At 71.1% G+C, this 21,759-nt stretch carries 21 protein-coding genes; 3 read left to right on the top strand and 18 right to left on the bottom strand.

What is annotated here, in order from left to right; translation table 11 throughout:
- Position 1: 1 nt before the first annotated feature.
- The 6 genes from N1F89_RS14745 to N1F89_RS14720 all read right to left on the bottom strand — a co-directional run bounded on the left by N1F89_RS14745 (position 2) and on the right by N1F89_RS14720 (position 5,205).
- Positions 2-1,609: a carboxyl transferase domain-containing protein gene (locus N1F89_RS14745; protein ID WP_290084954.1), complete on the bottom strand. Its 1,608-nt coding sequence runs from the start codon at positions 1,607-1,609 to the stop codon at positions 2-4.
- Between the two features lie 120 nt (positions 1,610-1,729).
- Complete coding sequence (locus tag N1F89_RS14740) at positions 1,730-2,110, bottom strand: type II toxin-antitoxin system VapC family toxin (protein WP_290084953.1); 381 nt, start codon at positions 2,108-2,110, stop codon at positions 1,730-1,732.
- Positions 2,107-2,586, bottom strand: a complete 480-nt coding sequence (locus N1F89_RS14735; RefSeq protein ID WP_290084952.1) for an AbrB/MazE/SpoVT family DNA-binding domain-containing protein — start codon at positions 2,584-2,586, stop codon at positions 2,107-2,109. Before N1F89_RS14735 ends, N1F89_RS14740 begins: the two co-directional genes overlap by 4 nt.
- Before the next feature lie 91 nt (positions 2,587-2,677).
- Positions 2,678-3,391 (bottom strand): NAD(P)H-dependent oxidoreductase, encoded by a 714-nt coding sequence (locus N1F89_RS14730; protein WP_290084951.1) that lies wholly within the window; start codon positions 3,389-3,391, stop codon positions 2,678-2,680.
- Between the two features lie 40 nt (positions 3,392-3,431).
- A complete protein-coding gene (locus N1F89_RS14725; RefSeq protein WP_290084950.1) occupies positions 3,432-4,595 on the bottom strand; it encodes an isovaleryl-CoA dehydrogenase in 1,164 nt (387 codons plus the stop codon).
- On the bottom strand, positions 4,561-5,205 hold the full coding sequence (locus tag N1F89_RS14720) for a TetR/AcrR family transcriptional regulator (RefSeq protein WP_290084949.1): 645 nt from the start codon (positions 5,203-5,205) through the stop codon (positions 4,561-4,563). Before N1F89_RS14720 ends, N1F89_RS14725 begins: the two co-directional genes overlap by 35 nt.
- Positions 5,206-5,386: 181 nt before the next feature.
- Between N1F89_RS14720 and N1F89_RS14715 the strand changes: the two genes are divergently transcribed.
- Complete coding sequence (locus N1F89_RS14715) at positions 5,387-5,620, top strand: hypothetical protein (RefSeq protein WP_290084948.1); 234 nt, start codon at positions 5,387-5,389, stop codon at positions 5,618-5,620.
- A 64-nt stretch (positions 5,621-5,684) separates the two neighbouring features.
- On the opposite strand, the gene N1F89_RS14710 is transcribed toward N1F89_RS14715, so the two are convergent.
- From N1F89_RS14710 to N1F89_RS14680, 7 genes are read right to left on the bottom strand one after another with little or no spacing between them, the layout of a single operon-like run.
- Entirely contained in the window at positions 5,685-6,986 is a 1,302-nt protein-coding gene (locus N1F89_RS14710; RefSeq protein WP_290084947.1) for an FAD-binding oxidoreductase, read from the bottom strand.
- A 4-nt stretch (positions 6,987-6,990) separates the two neighbouring features.
- Positions 6,991-7,347: a cupin domain-containing protein gene (locus N1F89_RS14705; protein ID WP_290084946.1), complete on the bottom strand. Its 357-nt coding sequence runs from the start codon at positions 7,345-7,347 to the stop codon at positions 6,991-6,993.
- 27 nt (positions 7,348-7,374) lie between these two features.
- A complete protein-coding gene (locus N1F89_RS14700; protein WP_290084945.1) occupies positions 7,375-8,466 on the bottom strand; it encodes an ABC transporter ATP-binding protein in 1,092 nt (363 codons plus the stop codon).
- Positions 8,467-8,481: 15 nt separating this feature from the next.
- The gene (locus N1F89_RS14695; protein WP_290084943.1) at positions 8,482-9,657 is read right to left on the bottom strand and encodes a M24 family metallopeptidase; all 1,176 of its coding nucleotides are present in this window, start codon (positions 9,655-9,657) and stop codon (positions 8,482-8,484) included.
- Positions 9,658-9,661: 4 nt separating this feature from the next.
- Positions 9,662-10,426: an ABC transporter permease gene (locus tag N1F89_RS14690; RefSeq protein WP_290084942.1), complete on the bottom strand. Its 765-nt coding sequence runs from the start codon at positions 10,424-10,426 to the stop codon at positions 9,662-9,664.
- 8 nt (positions 10,427-10,434) lie between these two features.
- Positions 10,435-11,274, bottom strand: coding sequence for an ABC transporter permease (locus tag N1F89_RS14685; RefSeq protein WP_290084941.1), 840 nt, complete (start codon positions 11,272-11,274; stop codon positions 10,435-10,437).
- A 33-nt stretch (positions 11,275-11,307) separates the two neighbouring features.
- Positions 11,308-12,378, bottom strand: a complete 1,071-nt coding sequence (locus N1F89_RS14680) for an ABC transporter substrate-binding protein (protein WP_290084940.1) — start codon at positions 12,376-12,378, stop codon at positions 11,308-11,310.
- 166 nt (positions 12,379-12,544) lie between these two features.
- On the opposite strand from N1F89_RS14680, the gene N1F89_RS14675 reads away from it, so the two are divergent.
- On the top strand, positions 12,545-13,246 hold the full coding sequence (locus tag N1F89_RS14675) for an FCD domain-containing protein (protein WP_290084939.1): 702 nt from the start codon (positions 12,545-12,547) through the stop codon (positions 13,244-13,246).
- A gap of 98 nt (positions 13,247-13,344) precedes the next feature.
- Here N1F89_RS14675 and N1F89_RS14670 read toward each other — a convergent pair whose 3' ends face one another.
- The 5 genes from N1F89_RS14670 to N1F89_RS14650 all read right to left on the bottom strand — a co-directional run bounded on the left by N1F89_RS14670 (position 13,345) and on the right by N1F89_RS14650 (position 21,347).
- Complete coding sequence (locus N1F89_RS14670; RefSeq protein ID WP_290084938.1) at positions 13,345-14,937, bottom strand: gamma-glutamyltransferase family protein; 1,593 nt, start codon at positions 14,935-14,937, stop codon at positions 13,345-13,347.
- 123 nt (positions 14,938-15,060) lie between these two features.
- Positions 15,061-15,810, bottom strand: coding sequence for a GntR family transcriptional regulator (locus tag N1F89_RS14665; protein ID WP_290084936.1), 750 nt, complete (start codon positions 15,808-15,810; stop codon positions 15,061-15,063).
- Between the two features lie 186 nt (positions 15,811-15,996).
- Positions 15,997-17,115 (bottom strand): pyridoxal phosphate-dependent aminotransferase, encoded by a 1,119-nt coding sequence (locus N1F89_RS14660; protein ID WP_290084935.1) that lies wholly within the window; start codon positions 17,113-17,115, stop codon positions 15,997-15,999.
- A gap of 266 nt (positions 17,116-17,381) precedes the next feature.
- A complete protein-coding gene (locus N1F89_RS14655; protein ID WP_290084964.1) occupies positions 17,382-18,545 on the bottom strand; it encodes a serine hydrolase in 1,164 nt (387 codons plus the stop codon).
- A gap of 399 nt (positions 18,546-18,944) precedes the next feature.
- Complete coding sequence (locus N1F89_RS14650; RefSeq protein ID WP_290084934.1) at positions 18,945-21,347, bottom strand: transketolase; 2,403 nt, start codon at positions 21,345-21,347, stop codon at positions 18,945-18,947.
- A gap of 127 nt (positions 21,348-21,474) precedes the next feature.
- Between N1F89_RS14650 and N1F89_RS14645 the strand changes: the two genes are divergently transcribed.
- Positions 21,475-21,759: Lrp/AsnC family transcriptional regulator (locus N1F89_RS14645; RefSeq protein WP_290084933.1), on the top strand; the 285-nt coding region annotated here is incomplete at its 3' end.

The following is a 21,759-nucleotide window of genomic DNA, read 5'->3' as shown; positions in this document are numbered from 1 at the left end:
GTCACATCCTGAAGACGCCGAAGCGCGTGTCCTCGATCGGCGCGTTGAGCGCCGCCGATAGCGACAGCGCAAGCACGTCGCGCGTCCTGGCCGGGTCGATGATGCCGTCGTCCCACAGCCGCGCGGAGGAGTAGAGCGGCTGGCCCTCGTGCTCGAACTTCTCCAGGATCGGTTTGCGGAACGCCGCCTCCTCCTCGGCCGACCAGGTGCCGCCCTTGCGCTCGATGCCCTCGCGCTTGACGATCGACAGCACGGTGGCGGCCTGCTCGCCGCCCATCACCGAGATGCGCGCATTGGGCCACATCCACAAAAAGCGCGGCGAGTAGGCGCGGCCGCACATGCCGTAATTGCCGGCACCGAACGAGCCGCCGGTGATCACGGTCATCTTGGGCACCCGCGCGGTCGCCACCGCGGTCACCAGCTTGGCGCCGTCGCGGGCGATGCCGCCGGCCTCGTATTTGCGGCCGACCATGAAGCCGGAGATGTTCTGCAGGAAGACGAGCGGGATCTTGCGCTGGCAGCACAGCTCGATGAAATGCGCCCCCTTGAGCGCGCTTTCGGAAAACAGCACGCCGTTGTTGGCCAGGATGCCGACCGGCATGCCGTGGATGCGGGCGAAGCCGGTGACCAGCGTGGTGCCGTAGTTCTGCTTGAACTCGTCGAGCTCGGAGCGGTCGACGATGCGCGCGATCACCTCGCGCGCGTCGTAGGGCTGGCGCGTGTCGGCCGGCACGATGCCGTGGATCTCGCGCGGGTCGTAGGCCGGCGGCGCCGGCTCGCTGCATTGCAGCGGGTGGGTCTTGCCGCCGTTCAGGTTGCGCACGATGCGCCGCACCATGGCGAGCGCGTGCCGGTCGTCGAGCGCGTAGTGGTCGGCGACGCCGGATTCGCGGGTGTGCACGTCGGCGCCGCCGAGCTCCTCGGCCGTCACCTCCTCGCCGGTCGCCGCCTTGACCAGCGGCGGCCCGCCGAGAAAGATCGTCGCCTGCTTGCGCACCATGATCGTCTCGTCCGACATCGCCGGCACATAGGCGCCGCCGGCCGTGCACGAGCCCATCACGCAGGCGATCTGCGGGATGCCGGCGGCCGACATGTTGGCCTGGTTGTAGAAGATGCGGCCGAAATGCTCGCGGTCGGGGAACACCTCGTTCTGGTTGGGCAGGTTGGCGCCGCCCGAATCCACCAGATAGATGCACGGCAGCCGGTTCTGCAGCGCGATCTCCTGGGCGCGCAGATGCTTCTTGACGGTGATCGGATAGTAGGTGCCGCCCTTCACCGTGGCGTCGTTGACGACGATCATCACCTCGCGGCCCTCGACGCGGCCGATGCCGGCGATCAGCCCGGCCGAGGCGATGTCGCCGCCATACATGTCCCAGGCGGCAAACTGGCCGATCTCGAGAAACGGCGCGCCCGGGTCGAGAAGCTGCGCCAGCCTGTCGCGCGGCAGCAGCTTGCCGCGCGCCACGTGCCTCTCGCGCGCGTCCTCCGAGCCGCCGCGCTCGACCGTCGCGGCGGTCTCGCCGAGCGCGGCGAGCAGCGCGCGCATGCGCTCGGCATTGGCGCGGAAGGTGTCGGAGGACGGGGCGATGTCGGAGCGGATGACGGTCATGTCTGGTCCTGAAACACGTTGCAGCCGAGTGGTCTCACTTGCAGTCGCATGGGCACGGCAAAGTCAACGGGGCGGGCCGTGGTGGCGTCCGAATGCCGCGTCGCCCCGCCGCCGCATGGCCTAGCGGATGATCTCGATGGGGCAGCCGACGTCGAGGTCGCCCCACGACCTGTCCGTCGTGAGAGCAGGTCGTCCTTCTCTGAGTGCGAGCGCGATGCAGGCGCGGTCGCCGAGCGAAAGGCTCTTCGCACGCGTGACCGTGCGCAGTGCGATCGCGGTCTGCGCGAGCTCGCTGTCGAAGTCGCGTATCGTTATGTTCAGCAAATCGAGCGCGGTCCAGGCGTCGTCGGCACTCATGCCGTTGTCGACCAGCCTGGTTCCGACCTCGATCGCGTTCACCGAACTCATCATAGACCCAGGCAGGTGCTCGATCGCGACATCGGCGCCTTGCTCGTCATGAAGGATGGCCAGCACGGCCGATGCGTCGAGGATGTGCGTCAACGGTCGGCTTCCGCTTCGGCCTCGCGTCGGCGATCTTCAAACAGTTGATCGACGAGGCTGACGTTGGGCGGAACGTGTCGCCGGACGAGGTCTTGCGCCTTGCGGACCGCCGCCCGGGGCGAAAGAAGCCGCAATTCCCCATCGACCAGGCGCGCCGACAAGATATCGCCCTCGCCGATCTCCAGAGCAGCGCGTAGGTCGGCGGGAATCACCACGCGACCGCCGGCCCCGACCTGGATATGGGCCGCCATGGGCGGTTTCCGAGCCGTGCCGCGGCCGGCCGCGCCCGCCCGTCCACCGCGGCCCTTCTTGGGCGGGGCGACCAGCACGTTGCGGACGTGTTGATATCGCTTGTTGAGGAACCGGGCGATCTCGGCACGCTGGAACCCGGCCTCGTCGAGGGCGCGAATCTTGTCCGAGACGGTTTCCAGATCGGCGATGACCTCCTGCATTCGATGCGTCGGAAGCGCAGTCATGACGTGATCCTCATTTCCGGCACAACCAAACATGTTTGTCGCATTGGTCTCTGAAGTCAATTTCTTTGCTTCTTGACAAAACCATTGTTACCTACCGCGTGTTGCCGTGCGCCGGCAGGCCGCCGAGCTCGGCCATCATGCGCGCGGTGTGCATCAGGTTCCACGTCATGGTCGTCAGGTTGCGCCGGGTGAAGGCGTTGTCGAACCCGGCCTGCCGCCCGTCGTCCAGCGTGTCGCCGTAGGACGGGCCGGGGCCGGCCTCGCCGATCCAGCCGCAGTCGGCCTGCGGCGGGATCGTGTAGCCGACATGCTGCAGCGCGTAGAGCACGCTCATCGCGACGTGCTTGATGCCGTCCTCGTTGCCGGTCACCACGCAGCCGCCGGCCTTGCCGTAGTAGAGCGGCTGGCCGTTGTCGGCGAGCTCGGCGGAGTGGGCGTAGAGCCGCTCGATCAGCATGCGGCAGATCGACGATTCCTCGCCGAGCCAGATCGGCGTGCCGATCACCAGGATGTCGGCCGCCCGCACCTTGGGCCAGACCACGTCCGGCCAGTCGTCGACGGCCGCGCCCGCCGCGCGCATGTCGGGCTGGACGCCGAAGGCGATGCGCTGGTCGGCGGCGCGCAGATAGGCGACCTCGACGCCGCAGCGCTCCATGATCTCGATGCTGTCGCGCATCAGCGTCTCGGTGTGCGACGGCCCTTGCGTGCTGGCCTTCAGCGTGCAGTTGACGAACAGCGCCCTGAGGCCGGTGAAGTCGAAGCCCTGCGCCTCGGTCAGTGCGATCTGCCGGTCGTCGAGCGGCATGGCGTCCTCCCTTGCGTCCGGTTGCGCCGCCTGCGGCGGCTCAGGCGGTCTCCTCGACGATCTCGCGGCCGATCAGCCAGCGGCGGATCTCGCTGGTGCCGGCGCCGATCTCGTAGAGCTTGGCGTCGCGCAGCAGCCGGCCGGTGGGATACTCGTTGATGTAGCCGTTGCCGCCAAGCAGCTGGATGGCGTCGAGCGCCACCTGGGTGCCGCGCTCGGCGGCGTAGAGGATGCAGCCGGCCGCGTCCTTGCGCGCCGTCTCGCCGCGGTCGCACGCCGCCGCCACGGCGTAGACATAGGCGCGGCATGCGTTGAGGGTGGTGTACATGTCGGCGAGCTTGCCCTGCACGAGCTGGAAGGCGCCGATCGGCTGGCCGAACTGCTTGCGCTCGTGCACATAGGGCACCGTCGCGTCGAGCGCCGCGGCCATGATGCCGACCGGCCCGGCGGCCAGCACGGTGCGCTCGTAGTCGAGCCCCGACATCAGCACCTCGACGCCCTGGCCTTCCTCGCCGAGCACGTTGTCGAACGGCACCTCGACGTCCTCGAAGACCAGCTCGCCGGTGTCGGAGCCGCGCATGCCGAGCTTGTCGAGCTTCTGCGCCACCGAGAAGCCGGCCATCGTCTTTTCGACGATGAAGGCGGTGATGCCGCGCGACTGGCGCTCCGGCTCGGTCTTGGCATAGACCACCAGCGTGTCGGCCTCCGGCCCGTTGGTGATCCACATCTTGGTGCCGTTGAGCACGAAGCGGTCGTTCTTCTTGTCCGCCTTCAGGCGCATCGACACGACGTCGGAGCCGGCGCCCGATTCCGACATGGCGAGCGCGCCGACCGCCTCGCCGGCGCACAGCGCGGGCAGGTATTTCGCCTTCTGCTCGGCCGTGCCCCAGCGGTTGATCTGGTTGACGCACAGGTTGGAGTGGGCGCCGTAGGACAGGCCGACCGAGGCCGAGGCGCGGCTGATCTCCTCCATCGCCACGACATGCGCCAGATAGCCCATGCCCGAGCCGCCGTGCTCTGGGTCGGCGGTGATGCCGAGCAGGCCGAGCGCGCCCATCTCGCGCCACAGCGCTGGCGGAAAAGTGTTCGAGGCGTCGATCTCGGCGGCCTGCGGTGCGATGCGCTCCTGCGCGAAGCGCGAGACGGTCTCGCGCAGCGCGTCGATCTCCTCACCGAGCCCGAAGTTCATCGTCTGCGTGAACATGCGTTTCCTCCGCAAGCGCCTGCGCCCCGACCAGGCGCATGGTCAGTGTGTGATAGGTCTCCGCGACTTCCGCCACCGACAGCCGCTCGTCGGGGCGGAACCAGACGATCACGCCGGTGATCATCTGGATGATGGCCATCGCCGTCAGCGCGGTGTCGTCGATGCGGAACTGGCCGCACTCCGCGCCGTCGCGCAGGATCCGGCGCAGCTCCTTCTCGTAGCTGCCGCGCAGCCTGAGGATCTCGGTCAGCCGCTGCGGCGACAGGCTGCGCAGCTCCATGTTGTTGACATGGGTCGAATGGCGCCGCGCCACGTGGAATGCGATGTGGTTGCGCACGAAGGCCGAAAGCCGCGTCGCCGGGTCGGCCGTGGCCGGCCGCGCCGCCTGCCAGGCGGCGATCAGCGCGTCCATGTGCTCGCGCATCAGCGCCTCGAGCAGCGCCTCCTTGGTGGGGAAGTAGCGGTAGAGCGCGGCCGCCTGCACGCCGACCTCGGCGGCGAGCCGGCGCATCGACACCGCCTCGTAGCCGTAGCGCGCCATCAGGCTCAGCGCCGCCTCGCGGATCGCCGCCGCCGTGCGCTCGCCGTCGGACCCCGTGGTGCGCGCCATTGCGTTCCTCCCGTCCGGCTATTATTAAAACGAACGTTCACTTAATTCAACAGCAATCTGCCGCGTCGCCGGCGGCCTTGACCGCGGCGCGCGAGCGCTTAGCTGCGCAAGGGATGCGGGCCGGGCCACGGATCGCCGGGCCGGCTCGCCCGTTGACGGGACTCGATCAAGGGAGGTCGCCATGACGACACTGACGAGGCAGGCCGTGACGCGCATTCTGGGGCCGGTCGACCACACGCTCGCCGCCGAGCTCGTCGCCACCGGCGCCAGCGAGGGCGAACTCGCCGAGGCCTATGCCTGGGTGGTCGACGACGAGGCGCTGATCAACGATCTGCGGCCGCTGCCCAAGGGCCGCACGGCGCATCTGGTCGACCTGCTGCAGCCGCGCTTCGGCCCGGTCGGCAGCGAGGACTGACGCGCGGCCGGCGGTGGCCGGCACGGCGTGCCGGTCGAACGGTGTGCGCGGCGGGGCCGGGCCGCTACAGCCCGAAGCGGTCGAGCAGGTGGTTCCAGCGCATGCCGAGGTTGAGCACCGGCGCGCGGAAGCGGTGCAGCGGGAACGGGCGTAACGGCATGGCCGGCAGCGCCGGCGCGACGTCGTCGCCGGCCAGCATCGCCGCCAGATGGGCGCCGAGGCGGTGCGACAGCGCGACGCCGCGGCCGTTGAAGCCGACCAGCACGTGCAGCCCGTCGTCGAGCGCGTGGTAGTGCGGCAGGAAGTCCGGCGTGATGCCGACCAGCCCGGTCCAGCGATGCGTGATCGGCAGGTCGTCGAGGACGGGGAAGATGCCGCGCAGCACCGTTTCCAGCACGCCGTAGTCGGGTGCGTCCGCCCGCTGCGTCTGCGCCGAGGAGAACGACGCGCGACCGCCGAGCACCAGGCGGCCGTCCGGGCTGCGCCGGAAGTAGAGCACCAGCCGGCGGCTGTCGTAGACGGTCTCGCCGCCCGGCAGAACGGTCGCATGGCGCGCGTCGAGCGGCGCTGTGGCGACCTGGAAGCTGTTGACGGGCAGCAGCGAGCGCGCCAGCCGCGGCACCAGCGCGTCGCTGTAGGCGTTGGTCGCCACCACCACCCGGCGCGCCGTCAGCCGCCCGCCGGGCGTGTCGAGCTGCCAGCGTCCGGCGCGCTGCGCGAGCGCGGTCGCCGGCGTGCCGGCGAACAGCGCCGCACCGGCGGCATGCGCCGCGCGGGCGAGTTCGCGCGCCAGGTCGAGCGGCTGCACGCTGGCGCCGCGCGGGTCGTAGAGCCCGCCGGGGTAGCGCCGGCTGCCGACGCGCGCCGCCACCGCCGCCGCGTCGAGGTCGACCGCCGCGACGCCCTGGGCGCGCAGCGTGGCCGCGTCCGCCCGCAGCCTTTCGAGCGCCTTGCCGTTGTGCGCCAGGCGGATCAGCCCCGGCTGCTGCCAGTCGCATTGCAGGCGCTTGGCGGCGATCGTCTCGCCGAGGAAGTCGGGGGCCTCCTGGCCGAGCCGGTAGAGCCCGCGGCCGGCATCGCCGAAGCGTGCCGCCAGGGCCGCCTCGCCGTATTTCAGCCCCGGGTTGACCTGGCCGCCGTTGCGCCCGCTGGCACCGTGGCCGAATTCCTGCGCCTCCACCAGCGCGACCGAGACGCCGCGCTCGGCCAGATGCAGCGCCACCGAAAGGCCGGTGAAGCCGCCGCCGACGACGGCCACCTCGACGCTGCGCTCGCCGCTCAGCGCCGGCGCCTCAAAGGGCGGCGTCGCCGCGCTGGCCGCCCACAGCCCCTGCGCTGCCTCGCCGGCGTCGCGCGTCTCGCTCATCGCCTCAGGCCTGCCGCACGAAGAAGTGCTTGCTCATCGTCTCGGAGACCTCCCACGTGCCGCGGAAGCCCGGCGCGATCAGCGCCGTCGCGCCCGGCTCCAGCGCGATGGTGGTGCCGTCCTCGCCGCGGATCTGGCCGCGGCCTTCCAGCACGGTCAGGAACTCCCACTTCTCGTAGGCGATGGTCCAGAGGCCCGGCGTGGATTCCCAGCGCCCGCTGGTCATGCTGCCCTCGCTGAAATAGATCCAGCTTTTCCATTTCGGGTCGCCCGAGAGAATGCGTTCGGCGGCCGGCGCGGCCTCCGTCGGCTCGCTTTCGGCACGGTCGAAGTCGATGATGCGCATGCGCGTGCGGTCCATGTCTGTCGGTCTTGGGAGGGCGGATGGTCAGGCTGCGGACGGAAAGATCAGCCCGTCGGACGGCCGCCAGGAGGTCCACACGGTCGCGCCCGGCTTCAGCGCCGCGGCGGCGACCGTGCGTCCCTTGCGCACATGCATCGTGCCGAGCGGCGTGCTGACGGTGAAGCGGATGCTGGCGCCGAGGAACTCGCGCATCTCGATCTGGCCCTCGACGGCGTTGCGTTCGGCTTGCGGCCGCTCGAGGCTGAGCTCGATCGCTTCGGGCCGCACGATCATCAGCGCCTCCGCGCCGCTCGCGCTGCCCTCCGCCGGGCCGGCGAGAAGCTCGAGCTCCGGCGCCTGCTCCGCCTTGACGACGCGCAGCTCGCCGCGCGCCTCGCCGAGCCGCACCGCCACGCGGTTGGAATCGCCGACGAAGCCGGCCACGAAGGCGCTGCTCGGCCGCTCGTAGATCTCGTCGGGCGAGCCGAGCTGGCGGATCTTGCCGTCCGACATCACCGCGATGCGGTCCGACAGGGCGAGCGCCTCCTCCTGGTCGTGCGTGACATAGATCACGGTGACGCCGAACTCGCGCTGGATGCGCTTGATCTCGGTCTGCAGCTGGTCGCGCAGGCTGCGGTCGAGCGCGCCGAGCGGCTCGTCCATCAGCAGCACCGGCGGCTCGAAGACGAGCGCGCGGGCGAGCGCGACGCGCTGCTGCTGGCCGCCCGACAGGGCGGTGATGCGCCGGTCGGCGAACGGCTCGAGCGCCACAACCTCCAGGACGCGGCCCACCGCCTCGCGGATCTCCTGCGTCGAGCGCTTGCGCATGCGCAGCGGGAAGGCGATGTTGTCGAACACGTTCATGTTCGGAAACAGCGCGTAGTTCTGGAACACGACGCCGAGCCCGCGCCGTTCCGGCGCCAGCGAGACGATGTCGGTGTCGTTGATGCGGATCGTGCCCTTGTCGGGCTTGATGAGGCCGGCGACCGCCATCAGCGTCGTCGTCTTGCCCGACCCGCTGAGGCCGAGCAGGGTGACGAACTCGCCCGGCTCGATCGACAGCGAGACGTCGTCGACCGCCTTGAAGTCGCCGTAGCGCTTGCTCAGTCCCGAAATGTGGACGGCTGCTCCTGGCATCCCGTTGCTCGCTCCCTACCAGTACCGCTGCGTCGCGTCGGTCAGCCGCTCGGGGCCGTCCGCCGTGACCAGGATGGATTCCTCGAAATCGCCGAGATAGCCGTCGGCGGTGATGGTGCGCTCGACCGACAGCACCATGCCCGGCACGATCTCGCGCGTCACGCCGCGCGCCAGCCACGGGTCGTCCCAGCCGAGGCCGATGCCGTGCCCCATGGCCGAGAACACGCCCTCGACGGGATAGCCGAGCGCCTCCTGCTTGCCGAGGCCGGCGGCGCCGAGATCGCCGGCCGTGGCGCCCGGCCGCACCGCCGCGATGGTCTCTTCCACGCAGGCGATGGCCGCCTCGAACAGCGCCACCTGCCGGCTGGTGGTGGGGCCGACGGGGCGCGCGCGCGCCAGGTCGAAGACATAGCCGTCGAGCGCGCCGGAAATGCCGAAGCGGATCCAGTCGCCGCTTTCGAGCCGCGTCTGGCTGCCCCAGGTCGGAAAGTTGCTGCGCGCCAGCCGGGCCGGCTCGCCGCCCCGTCCGGAGGCCATGAAGGAGTTGTAGAGAATGCCGCCGGCCGGCACCAGGACGTCGAGCCCGGCGGCGACGATCTCGCCGTGCGAGGCGCCGGGCCGCGCGGCCTCCAGCATCGCCTCGATGGTGCGCGAGCCGAGCGCGGAGGCGCGGCGCAGCAGCGCGATCTCGCCCGGCGACTTGATGGCGCGCAACCCCGCCACGATGTCGTCGGCCGTCTCGAGCCGCATCGCCGGCAGTGCCGATGACAGCCGCCCGGCCATGCCGTAGGTCAGCACGTCGCTGCCGACCAGGCCGATGCGGCCGTCGGAGAGCCCCGCCTGGCGCACCGCGTCGACCACGCCGTCGAGCACCAGGTCGGTGCGCGTCACGGTGCCGTCGGCGAGCCGGATGCGGCCGTCGTCAGGCACGTCGACGATGAGCTGCGGCGCGCCGTCGGCCGGCAGCAAGAGGAAGGTGTGGGCGCGCGCCGACCACTGGTCGGCGAAGTCCGGGATGAAGGGGAAGTGCGTGTAGAAATTCGTCAGGTAGAGCACGTCGGCGTAGCGGTCGAGCGTGCCGCCGCCGCGCGAGCACACGAGCAGGGCGTCGAGCCCGCGCGCCTTGGCCGCGGTCGCGGCGCGCCGTCGCCGCTCGGCGAACTCCTCGGCGGGGATCTGGTGTTGCGACATCGGGTTACCTGCGTTGGATGAGCCAGAAGATGGTGAGCAGCACGCACGACACGATGAGCAGCAGGCAGGACGCCGCCGCCACGATCGGGCTGATCTCGAAGCGGATGCCGCTCCACATCTGCACCGGCAGGGTGGTGGCATTGGCGCCGGCGATGAACAGCGAGACGACGACCTCGTCGAAGCTGGTGATGAAGGCGAACACCGCGCCCGCCGCGATGCCCGGCGCCAGGATCGGCAGCGTCACGCGGCGGAAGGCGACCGCGGGCGTCGCGCCGAGCGAGCGTGCGGCGTCGACCACGCGGTGATCGAGCTTCTGCAGGATCGCCGACACGTTGATGATGACGAAGGGCAGCGCCAGCACCGTGTGGGCGAGCACGAGGCCGGGAATGCTGGCGATCAGCCCGCTGCGCGCGAACGGCGTGTAGAGGGCGGCCGCCGTGATGATGGTCGGCACCACCATCGGCAGGATGAAGAAGAAGGTGACGGCGCCGCCGACCCGGCGCGGCAACTGGCCGAGGCCGAGCGCGATCATCGTGCCGAGCGTGGTGGCCAGGATCGCCGTCAGCACGGCGACGATGGCGCTGGTGCCGAGCGAGCCGATCCACGCCGGCCGCGTGAAGAACTCCTCGTACCAGCGCAGCGTGAAGCCGCGCGGCGGGAAGGTGATGAAGTCGGTCTCGGTGAAGGAGATCGGCGCGACGGCCAGCGTCGGCATCACCAGGAAGACGCAGATGGCGGCGGCGACCGCCGTCAGGATGCTGCTCGACATGCGGCCGGTCATCGCGTGCCCCACAGGCGTCCGAGGTCGAAGAAGCGGTCGCCGATCCAGTACAGCGCCAGCGTCGCGCCGAGCAGCACCGTCGACAGGGCGGCGGCGAACGGCCAGTTGAGCGTGCTGTTGATGTTGAAGTCGATGAGCTGCGCCAGCAGGATGTCGCGCGGCCCGCCGAGCAGCGCCGGCACGACGAAGAAGCCGAGGCTGAGCATGAAGACCAGCAGCAGGCCGGCCAGGATGCCGGGCATCGTCAGCGGCAGGTAGACGCGGGTGAAGGCGGCGAGCGGCGAGGCGCCGAGCGAGCGCGCCGCGCTCGGCAGCGTCGGGTCGATGCGGCTCATCACCGCCGCCAGCGGCAGCACCATATAGGGAAGCATGATCTGGGTCATGCCGATCAGCACCCCCGTCGTGTTGTAGACGAGCGGCACGGCGCCCTCGATCAGGCCGGCCTCGCGCAGCAGGCCGTTGATGATGCCCTGCGGGTTGAGCAGCACGATCCAGCCGTAGGAGCGCACCAGGAGGTTGGTCCAGAACGGGATCAGCACGCACAACAGGATGATCGCCTTGCCGAGCGGGCCGGAGCGGTTGAGCTGGTAGGCGAGGGGATAGCCGAGCAGCAGGCACAGCACCGCCACCTCCGCGCTCAGCGCCATGGTGCGGCCCACGACCCGGATGTAGACCGGGTCGAGGAAGATCCGCTCGTAGTGGACGAACGCGCCGGCCGGGTCGCTGAAGCTGGTCGCAACCAGCCGCGCGACGGGCCAGGCGAACAGCGCCGCCAGGAATAGCAGTCCCGGCAGGAGCAGCCCGCCCGCACGCCACGTGAACGACTTTTCGGTCATCGCGTCCGTCCCTTCTGCGCCTGGCTTGCCCGGTTAGGAGAGCTTCCAGGCGTTCAGCTTGTCGGTCACGGCGGCGAGGTTGGAACCCCACCACTTCTCGCCGAGCAGGATCGCCTTGTCGCGCATCTGCGGGCCGCCGGACAGGATCTCGGCCCGCTCCTGCGGGATCATCTCGAAGGCCTCCGGCACGACGGGCCCGTAGGTGTAGGCCTTGGCGATCGCCGCCTGCGCCTGCGGGGTGAGGGCATAGGCGAGGAACTGCATCGCCGCCTCGGCGTTGGGCGCGCCCTTCGGCACCACCATCGACGACCAGGTGAGGAAGCTCAGGCCGTAGGCGATCTCGATCGGCGCCCCGTTGCGCTTGGCGTTGAGGGCGCGGCCGTCGGGAATGAGCCCGATCGCCGCCTGGCCGTCGGTCATGTACTGCTCGCCCTGCGCGTTGGTCTCGTAGAACAGGATGTCATCGCGGATGGTGCTGAGCTTGGCCAGTGCGCGCTCGACGTCGAGCGGGTAGAGGTCGGCCGGGGCGACGCCGTCGGCCAGCAGCGCGGCCTCGAGATAGGCGCCGTTGGCCTTGGTGTAGAAGGCCCGCTTGCCGGGGAACTTCTCGGTGTCGAACACGTCGGCGAAGCTCTGCGGGCCGGGCGCCAGGCGGTCGTTGTAGGCGATCAGCCGCGAGAACAGCACCTGCGGCACCGAATACTCGGTGACGAGATCCTCGCCCTCCATGATCGGGCCGCGGTCGACGACGGAAAAGTCGATCGGCTCGAGCAGGTTCTTCTCGGCGCCGATCCACTGGAAGTCGGGCAGCACCTCGACGATGTCCCATTCGGTGTTGCCCGATTCGACCATCGCCTGGATGCGCCCGTAGCTGTTGCCGGGCACCGAGCGCACGGCGATGCCGGTCTTCTCGGTGAAGGGATCGAACCAGGCCTCGCGCATCGCGGCTTCCCAGGAGCCACCCCAGGACGAGAACACGATCTCGCCCTTGCTCTGGGCGCGCAGCACCGAGGGTGCCGCTATGATGGCGGCACCGGCGCCGCCGAGCTTCAGCAGATCGCGGCGCGTCGCCGAGCGATGCAGGAACTTGCGTGAGTCAGTCATGGAGCCATCTCCCATTATGGCATGAAATTGGTAGAGATCATTCAGACCAATTTCAGACTATGCTGGCGACAAATCGCTTGTAAAGGGGCTAAATGGTCTAATTTCAGGCTTGAAACGGAAAAATAGGTGTGATTGGTATGTTGCGAAGCAGAGGAGCGGCGGTGCTGTGAGGGACGGCTGGAGCATCACCCCGGCGCATTCGCGCGACGGATTACTGGCCCAGTGTCGGCGGGCGCTGGGCGACGGCACGCTGCAGCCCGGCCAGCGGCTGCCCAACGAGCGGCAGCTCGCGCAGATGTCGGGGCTGTCGCGCTCGACGGTGCGGGCCGCCTTCGACCTGCTCGAGCGCGAGGGGCTGATCGTGCGCCATGTCGGCCGCGGCACCTTCGTCGCCGAGCCGCAGGAGGGCGCCGGCGAGGCGGTCGCCGCGCAGACCGATTTCCGACCCGCCGAGCTGATGGAGTTCCGCCTCGTCGTCGAGCCCGCGCTCGTCGAGCTGATCGTCGTCACGGCGACCGACAGCCGGCTCGAGGCGCTGCTGCAGACCGCCCGCCGCGGCCGCGACGTGGTCCGCTGGCAGGAGGCCGAGGAGGCCGACCGCGCCTTCCATCGCGCGCTGTTCGACGCCACCGACAACCGCATCTTCGCCGATCTCGGGCACCGGCTGAGCGCCATGCGCGACAGCCGCAGCTGGATGCGCCTCAAGGAGGGCAGCTTCTCCCTGGAGAAGTGGCGCGTCTACCAGCAGGAGCACGAGGCGATCGTCGCCGCGCTGCTCGACCGCAACGCCGAGAGCGCGCGCAACGCGCTGCGCCGCCATCTCGGCGGCGTGCGCGCCAACGCGCAGATGGCGACGTCCGACCTCTGAGGCCCGGCCGCCTTTTTCCCGACATTGCGGCATCACGGGGCCGACGGCCGCCGCGCGCCGTTCGGCATCCCGTGTGGTGAGCCACGGCGGCGCCGGGCTCAGTAGCCCAGCGCACAGCCGTCCTTGCGCGGATCGGAGCCGCCCAGCAGCGTGCCGTTCTGCCAGTCGATCCACACCGCCTGGGCGCCGCCGATCGGCGCGGCCGGCACCTGCGGCTCGAAGCCGCGTGCGGCGAGCGCCACGCCGGAAACGGCCTCCAGCGGACGCTCGATCTCGACCGTGGCGCCGCCCGGCAGCGGGAACAGCCGCGGCGCGTCGATCGCCGCCTGCACGTCCATGCCGTGGTCGATCATGTTGCTGAGGAACCAGGCGTGGCCCATCGCCTGGTAGTGGCCGCCCATCACGCCGAACGGCATCACCGTGCGCCCCTCGCGCGTCACCATGCCGGGGATGATGGTGTGCAGCGGCCGCTTGCCCGGCGCGATGGCGTTGCGGTGGCCGGGCGTCAGGCTGAAGCCCTGGCCGCGGTTGTGGAACAGCACGCCCGACTTCGGCGTCATCAGCCCGGCGCCGAAGGGGTGGAAGATCGAGTTGATGAAGCTGACGGCGTTGCGCGCCTTGTCGACCACGGCGATGTAGACGGTGTCGCGGTGCTCGAAGTCGTCGGCCGCCGGCGGCGGCTGCATGGCGCGCGTGCGGTCGATGCGCGCGACGAGGCCGTCGATGAAGGCGTCGGAGAGGAGGTGCTCGGTCGGCACGTCGGCCGCCTGCGGATCGGCGACGAAGTGATCGCGCGCGGCATAGGCGAGGCGTGTCGCCTCGACGATCAGGTGCAGCCGCTCGATGTCGAGCGGCGCGCGGTCGGGCGCGAAGCGCTCGAGGATGCGCAGGATGACGAGCGCGATGATGCCCTGGCCGTTGGGCGGGCATTCGTGCACCGTGTAGCCGCGATAGTCGGCCGACACCGGCTGCACGTAGGCGCCGCCGGCGGCGGCGAAGTCGTCGGCGGTGTGCAGCCCGCCGAGGCCGCGCAGGAAGTCGACCATCTCGTCGGCGATCGCGCCGCGATAGAAGGCGTCCGGCCCGCCGTCGGCGATCGCCGCCAGCGTATCGGCGAGCAGCGGCTGCCGCAGCACGCTGCCGACGGCCGGCGGCGCGCCGCCCGGCAGAAAGGTGGCGCGCGCCGTCGCGTCGCCCTCCAGGAGCGTGCGCTGCAGGCCGATGTCGAAGGCGACCCGCGGCGTCACCGCGAAACCCTCGCGGGCCAGCCCGATGGCCGGCGCCAGAAGCTCGCCGAGCGGCATGCGGCCGTGCTCGGCGACGAGCCGCGCCCAGGCCTCGACCGCGCCGGGCACCGTGACGGCGTGCGCCGACTGGCGTGCGATCGCCGTCACGCCGTCGGCCGCCAGCCGTTGCGGCGTCGCCGCCGCCGGCGCCCGGCCCGAGCCGTTGTAGGCGATCGGCTCGGCGCTGCCGGCCGGCGCGATCATCGCGAAGCAGTCGCCGCCGATGCCGGTCGAGCCCGGCTCGACGACGCACTGCACCGCGCAGGCCGCGACGGCGGCGTCCATCGCCGTGCCGCCGGCCTTCATGACGTCGAGCGCGGTGCCGGTGGCCAGCGGATGCGATGTCGCGGCCATGCCGTTGCGGCTGGCGACGAGCGAGCGGCGCGGTTCCTGGAAGTCACGCATGGGCGAAGGGTCTCTCGTGTCGTTCAAGAAGGAAGGGTCGGGCGGCCGGTCCGCCCGGCGGCCGGACCGTGCGCGGTCGAGGGCCGGCGCGCGCCCGGCGGCAACGGTGCGGCGGGCGGCCTGTCACGGCCGCCGTGCCGGCCGGGCCGGGACATCGCCGGTGCGCCCGCGCGCGCTGCCGTGCAGCAGCGACTGCGCGTCGACGACGCGCTGCAGGGCGGCGCGGGCGCGCGTCACATGCGCCTCGGCGGCCGCCGCCGCGCGCGCCGCGTCGCGTGCGATGACCGCGGCGACGATCTCCTTGTGCTCGGCGCGCGTCAGCTCCCAGCGGTCGACCCACAGCACGTCGACCCAGATGAGCAGCGACAGCCGGCCGTAGAGCGCGGTGAGCGTGTCGATCAGGAAGCCGTGCCCGGTCTCGCGGGCGATGATCTCGTGGATGCGCATGCCGATGCGCACCTCCTCCGCCAGATCCTCCAGCGACAGCGTCTCGCGCGCCTCGAAGCGGGCGAGGCGGGCCATCACCGCCTCGAGGTCGGCGATGCCGGCCGGCGAGATCGATTCGGCGGCCAGCCCGGCGGCATAGCCGTCGAGCATCTTGCGCAGGTCGAGCAACTCGCCCGCCGTCTTCAGGTCGACCACGGTGACGCGGAAGCCGCGATGCGGCGCGCCTTCCACCAGCCCTTCGATCTCCAGCTTGTTGAGCGCCTCGCGCAGCGGCGTGCGGCTGACGCCGAGCGCGACGGCGAGCTCGCGCTCGCGCAGCGCCTCGCCCGGCCGCAGCGCGCCGCTGAGGATCATCGCGCGCAGCCGGTCGAAGGTCGACTGCTTGAGCGTCGGGGCTGTCGCGGCGGTCTCGGCGGTCGCAGGCATGGCGGCAGATAGCCCGCGATGGTATACAATTGTCAATGCTTTTGCATGCCGCAATCGTCAGCCGCCGCCGCGAGGCCCGGCTGCCTCCCTGCGGCTTCATGATTCAGGAAATCACAAATCGATTCCAAGTGAATGATTTGAAAAGTCTTTCGTTCTGCAAGCGGCTCCGCTCCGCCTGGAACCACCCTAGCCGGCCGCCTGCCGCGCCTCGGCCAGCGCCGGGCCGAAGGCCTCGGCGAACGCCGCGATCTCCTCGGCCGGTCCGACGCTGACGCGGATGCAGCGGTCGAGGCCGGGCGCCATCGGCTTGCGCACGAAGACGTCGCGTGCGTCGAGTGCCCGCAGCACCCGCATGGCGCGTTCGCCGTCGCCGCCGCAGTCGATGGTGACGAAGTTGGTCGCCGAGGGCAGGGCGCGACAGCCGGCCGCCGACGCGATCTCGGCGATGCGCGTGCGGCTCTGCGCCATGCGCGCCAGCGTGTCGGCCAGATGCGCCCGGTCGTTGAGCGCGGCGAGCGCGGCGACCTGGCTCATCCGCGTCATGCCGAAATGGTTGCGCACCTTGTCGAAGGCGCGGATGGTTTCCGCCTCGCCGACGGCATAGCCGCAGCGCAGCCCGGCCAGGCCGTAGGCCTTGGAGAAGGTGCGCAGGCGCAGCACGTTGGGCCGCAGCGGCGCGATCGGCGGCAGCACGCCTTGCGGCGCCGTCTCGCCATAGGCCTCGTCGAGCACCAGCAGCGTGGTTTCCGGCAGCGCCTCGGCGAAGCGCGTGATCTCGGCCGCCTCCCACCAGCTTCCCATCGGGTTGTCGGGATTGGAGACGTAGACCAGCGGCGCGGCCTGCGCGCGCACGGCCGCCAGCAGGCCGTCGAGATCCTCCCGGTCGTCGCGATAGGGCACGGTGACGAGCCGGCCGCCGAAGCCGGCGACGTGGTAGTTGAAGGTCGGGTAGGCGCCGAGCGAGGTGACGACGGGCTGGCCCGGCGCCACGTGCAGCCGCACGACGAGGCCGAGCAGGCCGTCGATGCCCTCGCCGATGGCGACGTTCTGGCTGCCGACGCCGAGATGCGCGGCCAGCGCCTGCTTGAGGTCGTGGTTGTCGGCGTCGCCGTATTTCCACATCTCGGGGGCCGCCGCCGCCATCGCCGCCACGGCAGCCGGCGAGGGGCCGAAGCCGTTCTCGTTGGCGCCCAGCCGGGCGCGGAACGGCCGGCCGCGCGTGCGCTCCTGCTCCTCCGGGCCGACGAAGGGCACGGTGGACGGCAGCGCGGCGGCAAGCGGCGTCAGCGGCGGGCGGTCGGTCATCGGCAGGCTCTCGGCAGGGTGGACGAAACGGTCGGTCGGCCGCTCCTTACCGCCTTTCCAGGCGGGGTGGAACCGGTGCGCCGTGCCATGGCGGTTGCAGGCGAAGTGAAAACCGGTTCGCCGTCCGCAAACGCGTCAGGACAACAAGCTGGAGCCGATCGGCGATTCGGTGACAAGCAAAACGGCTCCGAGGCGCGCCGCAACGATGCCTCGTCGGCAGGGCCTCCGCGCATCGTGCGCCTGGCGCCGGACGGGCAGCGGCCGTCTCACAGCACGGCGGCGAGATGTTCGAGCAGCTGGCGGTCGGCGATCGTCTCCGTGTCCTCGCTCGGCAGCGGCCGCGCGGCGGTCAGCGCCAGCACGACGCGGCGGGCCGGATCGATCCACAGCCACTGGCCGTGGATGCCGAGGGCGCAGAGGGCGGCGTCGCCGGGGCCCGTCTCGTACCAGCACGCGCGGTAGGCGGCGCCGTCGGCGAACAGGGCGGCGAAATCGCTGCCCGTCCAGGCGGCGCGGTCGCCGGCGCGGCGCATGTCGTCGATCCAGCCGGCCGGCACGACGCGCCTCCCGTCGGCCGCCGTGCCGCCGTCGAGCACGAGCTGGCCGAGCCGCGCCAGATCGCGCGCCGTGGCGGCGAAGCCGCCGGCCGCGCGCGCCGTGCCCACCCGGTCGACGGTGATCCAGGCCGCGCCGGTAGCGCCCATCGGCCGCCACAGCCGCTCGGCGATGAGCTCGGCGAGCCGCCGGCCGGTCGCCGCCTCGATGACCAGGCCCAGCATGTCGGTGTTCGGCGAGGCGTAGTAGAAGCGCTCGCCGTGCCGGCCGCCGGCGCGCTCCAGGCTGGCCAGGACCTCGAGCAGCGTCTCGGGCCGGGTGTCGGCGCGCTCCGGGTTCCACAGCATGGCGCGGCGGTAGCGGTCGAAGGCGCCGCCCCGGTCGAGATAGTCCTCCTCGAAGGCCAGATCGACGGTCATGTCGAGCAGGTGGCGCACGCGCGCGCTGCCATAGGCGCTGGCCGGATCGAGCGGCACGTAGTCGGCGACCGGCGCCTCGGGGTCGAGCACGCGTTCATCGGCGGCGATGCCGGCCAAGAGGCCGGTCACCGACTTGCTGACGGAAAACAGCAGATGCGGCCGCTCGCCCTCGGTGTCGGCGGCGTGCCAGACGCCGGCCAGCCGGCCGTCCTTGAGCGCCACCAGGCTGTCGGCGTGGCCGGCCGTCAGCCGCGCGGCGAGCGGCATGCGGCCGCCTTTGCCGTCCGGCACCGCGATGTCGGCCAGCGGCGGCGCCGTTTCGGCCGGCGCGGCCGCCGGCGGCGCGATGGTGGCGACCGGCACCAGCTCCTCGACGTGCTGGAAGCTCCAGCGGCAGTAGGGCGCGGTGCGCCAGTTGGCGAGCGTCACGTCGCGGCGGGAAAAGTCGTCGGTCATGGTCCTCACGTCGCATCGCCAGCGTGTCGCCGTGGCCGCTGTCTGCCCGGCCTTCCTATAGCCGTTCTGCTTTTCACGGAATCGCGGATCGGCTCCAGCTTGTTGTCTTGGCGCGGTTCCGGACGGCGAACCGGTTTCGACTTCGCCTGGAAACGCTCTAAACCAGCTACGGTCGGGTGTGGGAAGCGGTTTCACGCCCGGCGAGCGGCCGGACCGCCCGCGCGATGGCGGCGGGCGGTCGTGCAGCGTTGCGGGCGCAAGAGCAGGGTGCCCGGCCGGCAGCGCCGGGCGTTGCCGGCGGCGCCGCAAGCGGCACAACCGGCCGCCATGGCGGCGCGGCGCAGGCAGGGGCCGGGGCCGCCGGTCGCTGGCGCGGGGTCGTCCCCGCGCCGCGCGGGCTCAGGAGGCGACGCGCAGATGCCGGATCGGCCGGCCCGGCGACAGCGCCTGGGCGGCAGATATGATCGCCTCGGCGTCGATGCGGTAGTGCCGGTGCAGCTCCGCCATGGTGCCGGTCTGGCCGAAATGCTCGACGCCGAGCGAGCGCGTGCGGTGGCCGAGCACGGAGCCGATCCAGCCGAGCGTCGCCGGGTGGCCGTCGATCACGGTGACCAGCGTGCAGTTGCCCGGCACCGCGGCGAGCAGCCGTTCGATGTGGCTGCGCGCATGCACCAGCCCCTGCTCGCGGGCGGTGGCGGCGGCCGTCCAGCCGGCGTTGAGCCGGTCGGCCGAGGTGACGGCGAGCAGGCCGACGTCGCGCCGGTCCTCGCCCATCAGGCCGACGGCGCGGATTGCCTCCGGCATGATGGCGCCCGAGGCGACCACCACCACCTGCGGGTTCGGCCCCGGCGGCCGCAGCCAGTAGCCGCCCTTGATGATGTCGTCGGCGAGCGCCGCGTTCATCGCGCGCTTCGGCTGCTCGATGCTGCGCGTCGACAGCCTGAGATAGACCGAGCCGCCGGTCGCCTCGCGCAGCCAGCTCGTCTCGTCCGGCTCGGCCTCGCCGGAGCGCTGCACATAGTCGAACGACCATTGCAGGATCGTCGCCAGCTCGTCGAAGAAGGCCGGCTCGAAGCTCGCCAGGCCGTCCTGCGACAGGCCGATCAGCGGCGTGGCGATCGACTGGTGCGCGCCGCCCTCCGGCGCCAGCGTGACGCCGGACGGGGTGCCGGCGACGATGAAGCGGGCGTCCTGGTAGCAGGCGTAGTTGAGCGCATCGAGGCCGCGCTCGATGAACGGGTCGTACAGCGTGCCGACCGGCAGCAGCCGCTCGCCGAACAGCGAATGCGACAGCCCCAGCGACGACAGCAGCAGGAACAGGTTCATCTCGGCGATGCCGAGCTCGATGTGCTGGCCGTCCGGCGAGAAGGTCCAGTCGAAGGTCGAGGGGATGCGCTCGGCGCGGAAGATGTCGGCCATCGCCTCGCGCGCGAACAGGCCGCGCCGGTTGACCCAGGCGCCGAGATTGGTCGACACCGTGACGTCGGGCGAGGTGGTGACGATGCGCCGGGCGAGATCGCTGTCGCTCCTGGCGATCTCCTGCATCAGCAGGCCGAATCCCTGCTGCGTCGACATCGCCGCCTGCGGCTTGGCGGCGATCGGCGGCACCGGCACCGCGGGTGCGGTGTGGCGGCGCGTGCCGGCCTGCGCGAAGGGCACCGCCTCGAGGAAGCCGCGCAGCCGCTCGGCCGGCAGGTCGAGGCCCTCGAACGGCGCCCATTCGTGGCCGTCGCGGATGTTCATCGCCGCCTTGAAGCCGTTCATCTGCTCGACCGTCATGATGCCGGCGTGGTTGTCCTTGTGGCCGGCCAGCGGCAGGCCGAATCCCTTGACCGTGTAGGCGATGAAGCAGGTCGGCCGGTCGTGCGCGCGCGCCGCCTCGAACGCCTCGATCAGCGTCGGCAGGTCGTGGCCGCCGAGATTGCCCATCAGCGCCGACAGCTCCTCGTCGGAGCGGCTGTCGATCAGTCGCGACACCGGCCCCTGGTCGCCCAGGTCGTCGGTCAGCCGCTTGCGCCAGGCCGCGCCGCCCTGGAAGGTGAGGGCGGAATAGAGCTGGTTGGGGCAGCCGTCGATCCACTCGCGCAGCCGGTCGCCGCCCGGCTCCTCGAAGGCGGCGCGCTGCAGCGCGCCGTGCTTGAGGATGACGACGTCCCAGCCGAAGTTGCGGAACAGCGATTCGAGCCGCTCCCACAGCCCCTCGCGCACCACCGCGTCGAGGCTCTGGCGGTTGTAGTCGACCACCCACCAGGTGTTGCGCAGGCCCTGCTTCCAGCCTTCCAGCAGCGCCTCGAAGATATTGCCCTCGTCCATCTCGGCGTCGCCGACCAGCGCCACCATGCGGCCCTCGGGCCGTTGCGTGCCGAGCCCCTTGGCGCGCAGATAGTCCTGCGTCAGGGCGGCGAACAGCGTCTGCGCCGCGCCGAGGCCGACCGAGCCGGTCGAGAAGTCGACGTCGTCGCTGTCCTTGGTGCGCGAGGGATAGGACTGCGCGCCGCGGTAGCCGCGAAAGGTCTCCAGCTTGTCGCGCGTCTGGTTGCCGAGAAGGTACTGGATGGCGTGGAAGACGGGGCTGGCATGCGGCTTGACCGCCACGCGGTCCTCCGGCCTGAGCGCCGCGAAGTAGAGCGCCGTCATGATGGTGGCGAGCGAGGCCGAGGAGGCCTGGTGGCCGCCCACCTTGAGCCCGTCGCCATTGTCGCGGTTGTGGTTGGCGTTGTGGATCGTCCACGTCGCCAGCCACAGCACCTTGCGCTCGAGCGCCGTCAGCGCGGCGCGGTCGTCCCTCGTCAGCTTGCCCATCGCGTCCTCCTCGGTTCGCCCGCTTATAGCAGGGCGGGGCGGCCAATTCGTGGTGAAGGCGCTTGCGCGGTCGGCCGGACTTGGCCAAAAGTGCCAACAATGAAGCAATGTAAGGCAGAACGAGCCAATGGCGCGACTGGACGACATCGACCGCCGCATCATCGCCGCGCTGCAGGTCGACGGCAAGATGACCACCCATGCCCTGGCCGAGCGGGTCGGCCTGTCGCCGTCGCCCTGCGCGCGCCGCGTGCGGCTTCTGGAAAAGGCGGGCATCATCCGCGGCTACACGGCGGTGGTCGACCAGAAGAAGATCGGCCTGCCGATCAGCGCCTTCGCCTCGATCAAGCTGGAGCGCCAGCGTGAGGAGGAGCTCGACCGCTTCGCCGCGGCGGTGTCGCGCTGGCCGGAGGTG

This window comes from Aquibium sp. A9E412 (assembly GCF_030398335.1).
Classification (GTDB): Bacteria; Pseudomonadota; Alphaproteobacteria; order Rhizobiales; family Rhizobiaceae; genus A9E412.
This window is presented reverse-complemented; position numbering and strand designations above follow the sequence as displayed.

What these genes read in the sequence shown, in the direction of transcription:
- N1F89_RS14700 (WP_290084945.1), bottom strand. Translation starts at nt 8,466, where the DNA reads ATGCCAGGAGCAGCCGTCCACATTTCGGGACTGAGCAAGCGCTACGGC.
- N1F89_RS14690 (WP_290084942.1), bottom strand. Translation starts at nt 10,426, where the DNA reads ATGTCGAGCAGCATCCTGACGGCGGTCGCCGCCGCCATCTGCGTCTTC.
- N1F89_RS14655 (WP_290084964.1), bottom strand. Translation starts at nt 18,545, where the DNA reads ATGACCGACGACTTTTCCCGCCGCGACGTGACGCTCGCCAACTGGCGC.
- N1F89_RS14670 (WP_290084938.1), bottom strand. Translation starts at nt 14,937, where the DNA reads ATGCGTGACTTCCAGGAACCGCGCCGCTCGCTCGTCGCCAGCCGCAAC.
- N1F89_RS14685 (WP_290084941.1), bottom strand. Translation starts at nt 11,274, where the DNA reads ATGACCGAAAAGTCGTTCACGTGGCGTGCGGGCGGGCTGCTCCTGCCG.
- N1F89_RS14720 (WP_290084949.1), bottom strand. Translation starts at nt 5,205, where the DNA reads ATGGCGCGCACCACGGGGTCCGACGGCGAGCGCACGGCGGCGGCGATC.
- N1F89_RS14710 (WP_290084947.1), bottom strand. Translation starts at nt 6,986, where the DNA reads ATGAGCGAGACGCGCGACGCCGGCGAGGCAGCGCAGGGGCTGTGGGCG.
- N1F89_RS14715 (WP_290084948.1), top strand. Translation starts at nt 5,387, where the DNA reads ATGACGACACTGACGAGGCAGGCCGTGACGCGCATTCTGGGGCCGGTC.
- N1F89_RS14735 (WP_290084952.1), bottom strand. Translation starts at nt 2,586, where the DNA reads ATGACTGCGCTTCCGACGCATCGAATGCAGGAGGTCATCGCCGATCTG.
- N1F89_RS14660 (WP_290084935.1), bottom strand. Translation starts at nt 17,115, where the DNA reads ATGACCGACCGCCCGCCGCTGACGCCGCTTGCCGCCGCGCTGCCGTCC.
- N1F89_RS14680 (WP_290084940.1), bottom strand. Translation starts at nt 12,378, where the DNA reads ATGACTGACTCACGCAAGTTCCTGCATCGCTCGGCGACGCGCCGCGAT.
- N1F89_RS14725 (WP_290084950.1), bottom strand. Translation starts at nt 4,595, where the DNA reads ATGTTCACGCAGACGATGAACTTCGGGCTCGGTGAGGAGATCGACGCG.
- N1F89_RS14745 (WP_290084954.1), bottom strand. Translation starts at nt 1,609, where the DNA reads ATGACCGTCATCCGCTCCGACATCGCCCCGTCCTCCGACACCTTCCGC.
- N1F89_RS14705 (WP_290084946.1), bottom strand. Translation starts at nt 7,347, where the DNA reads ATGGACCGCACGCGCATGCGCATCATCGACTTCGACCGTGCCGAAAGC.
- N1F89_RS14695 (WP_290084943.1), bottom strand. Translation starts at nt 9,657, where the DNA reads ATGTCGCAACACCAGATCCCCGCCGAGGAGTTCGCCGAGCGGCGACGG.
- N1F89_RS14650 (WP_290084934.1), bottom strand. Translation starts at nt 21,347, where the DNA reads ATGGGCAAGCTGACGAGGGACGACCGCGCCGCGCTGACGGCGCTCGAG.
- N1F89_RS14730 (WP_290084951.1), bottom strand. Translation starts at nt 3,391, where the DNA reads ATGCCGCTCGACGACCGGCAGATCGCACTGACCGAGGCGCAGGGCTTC.
- N1F89_RS14665 (WP_290084936.1), bottom strand. Translation starts at nt 15,810, where the DNA reads ATGCCTGCGACCGCCGAGACCGCCGCGACAGCCCCGACGCTCAAGCAG.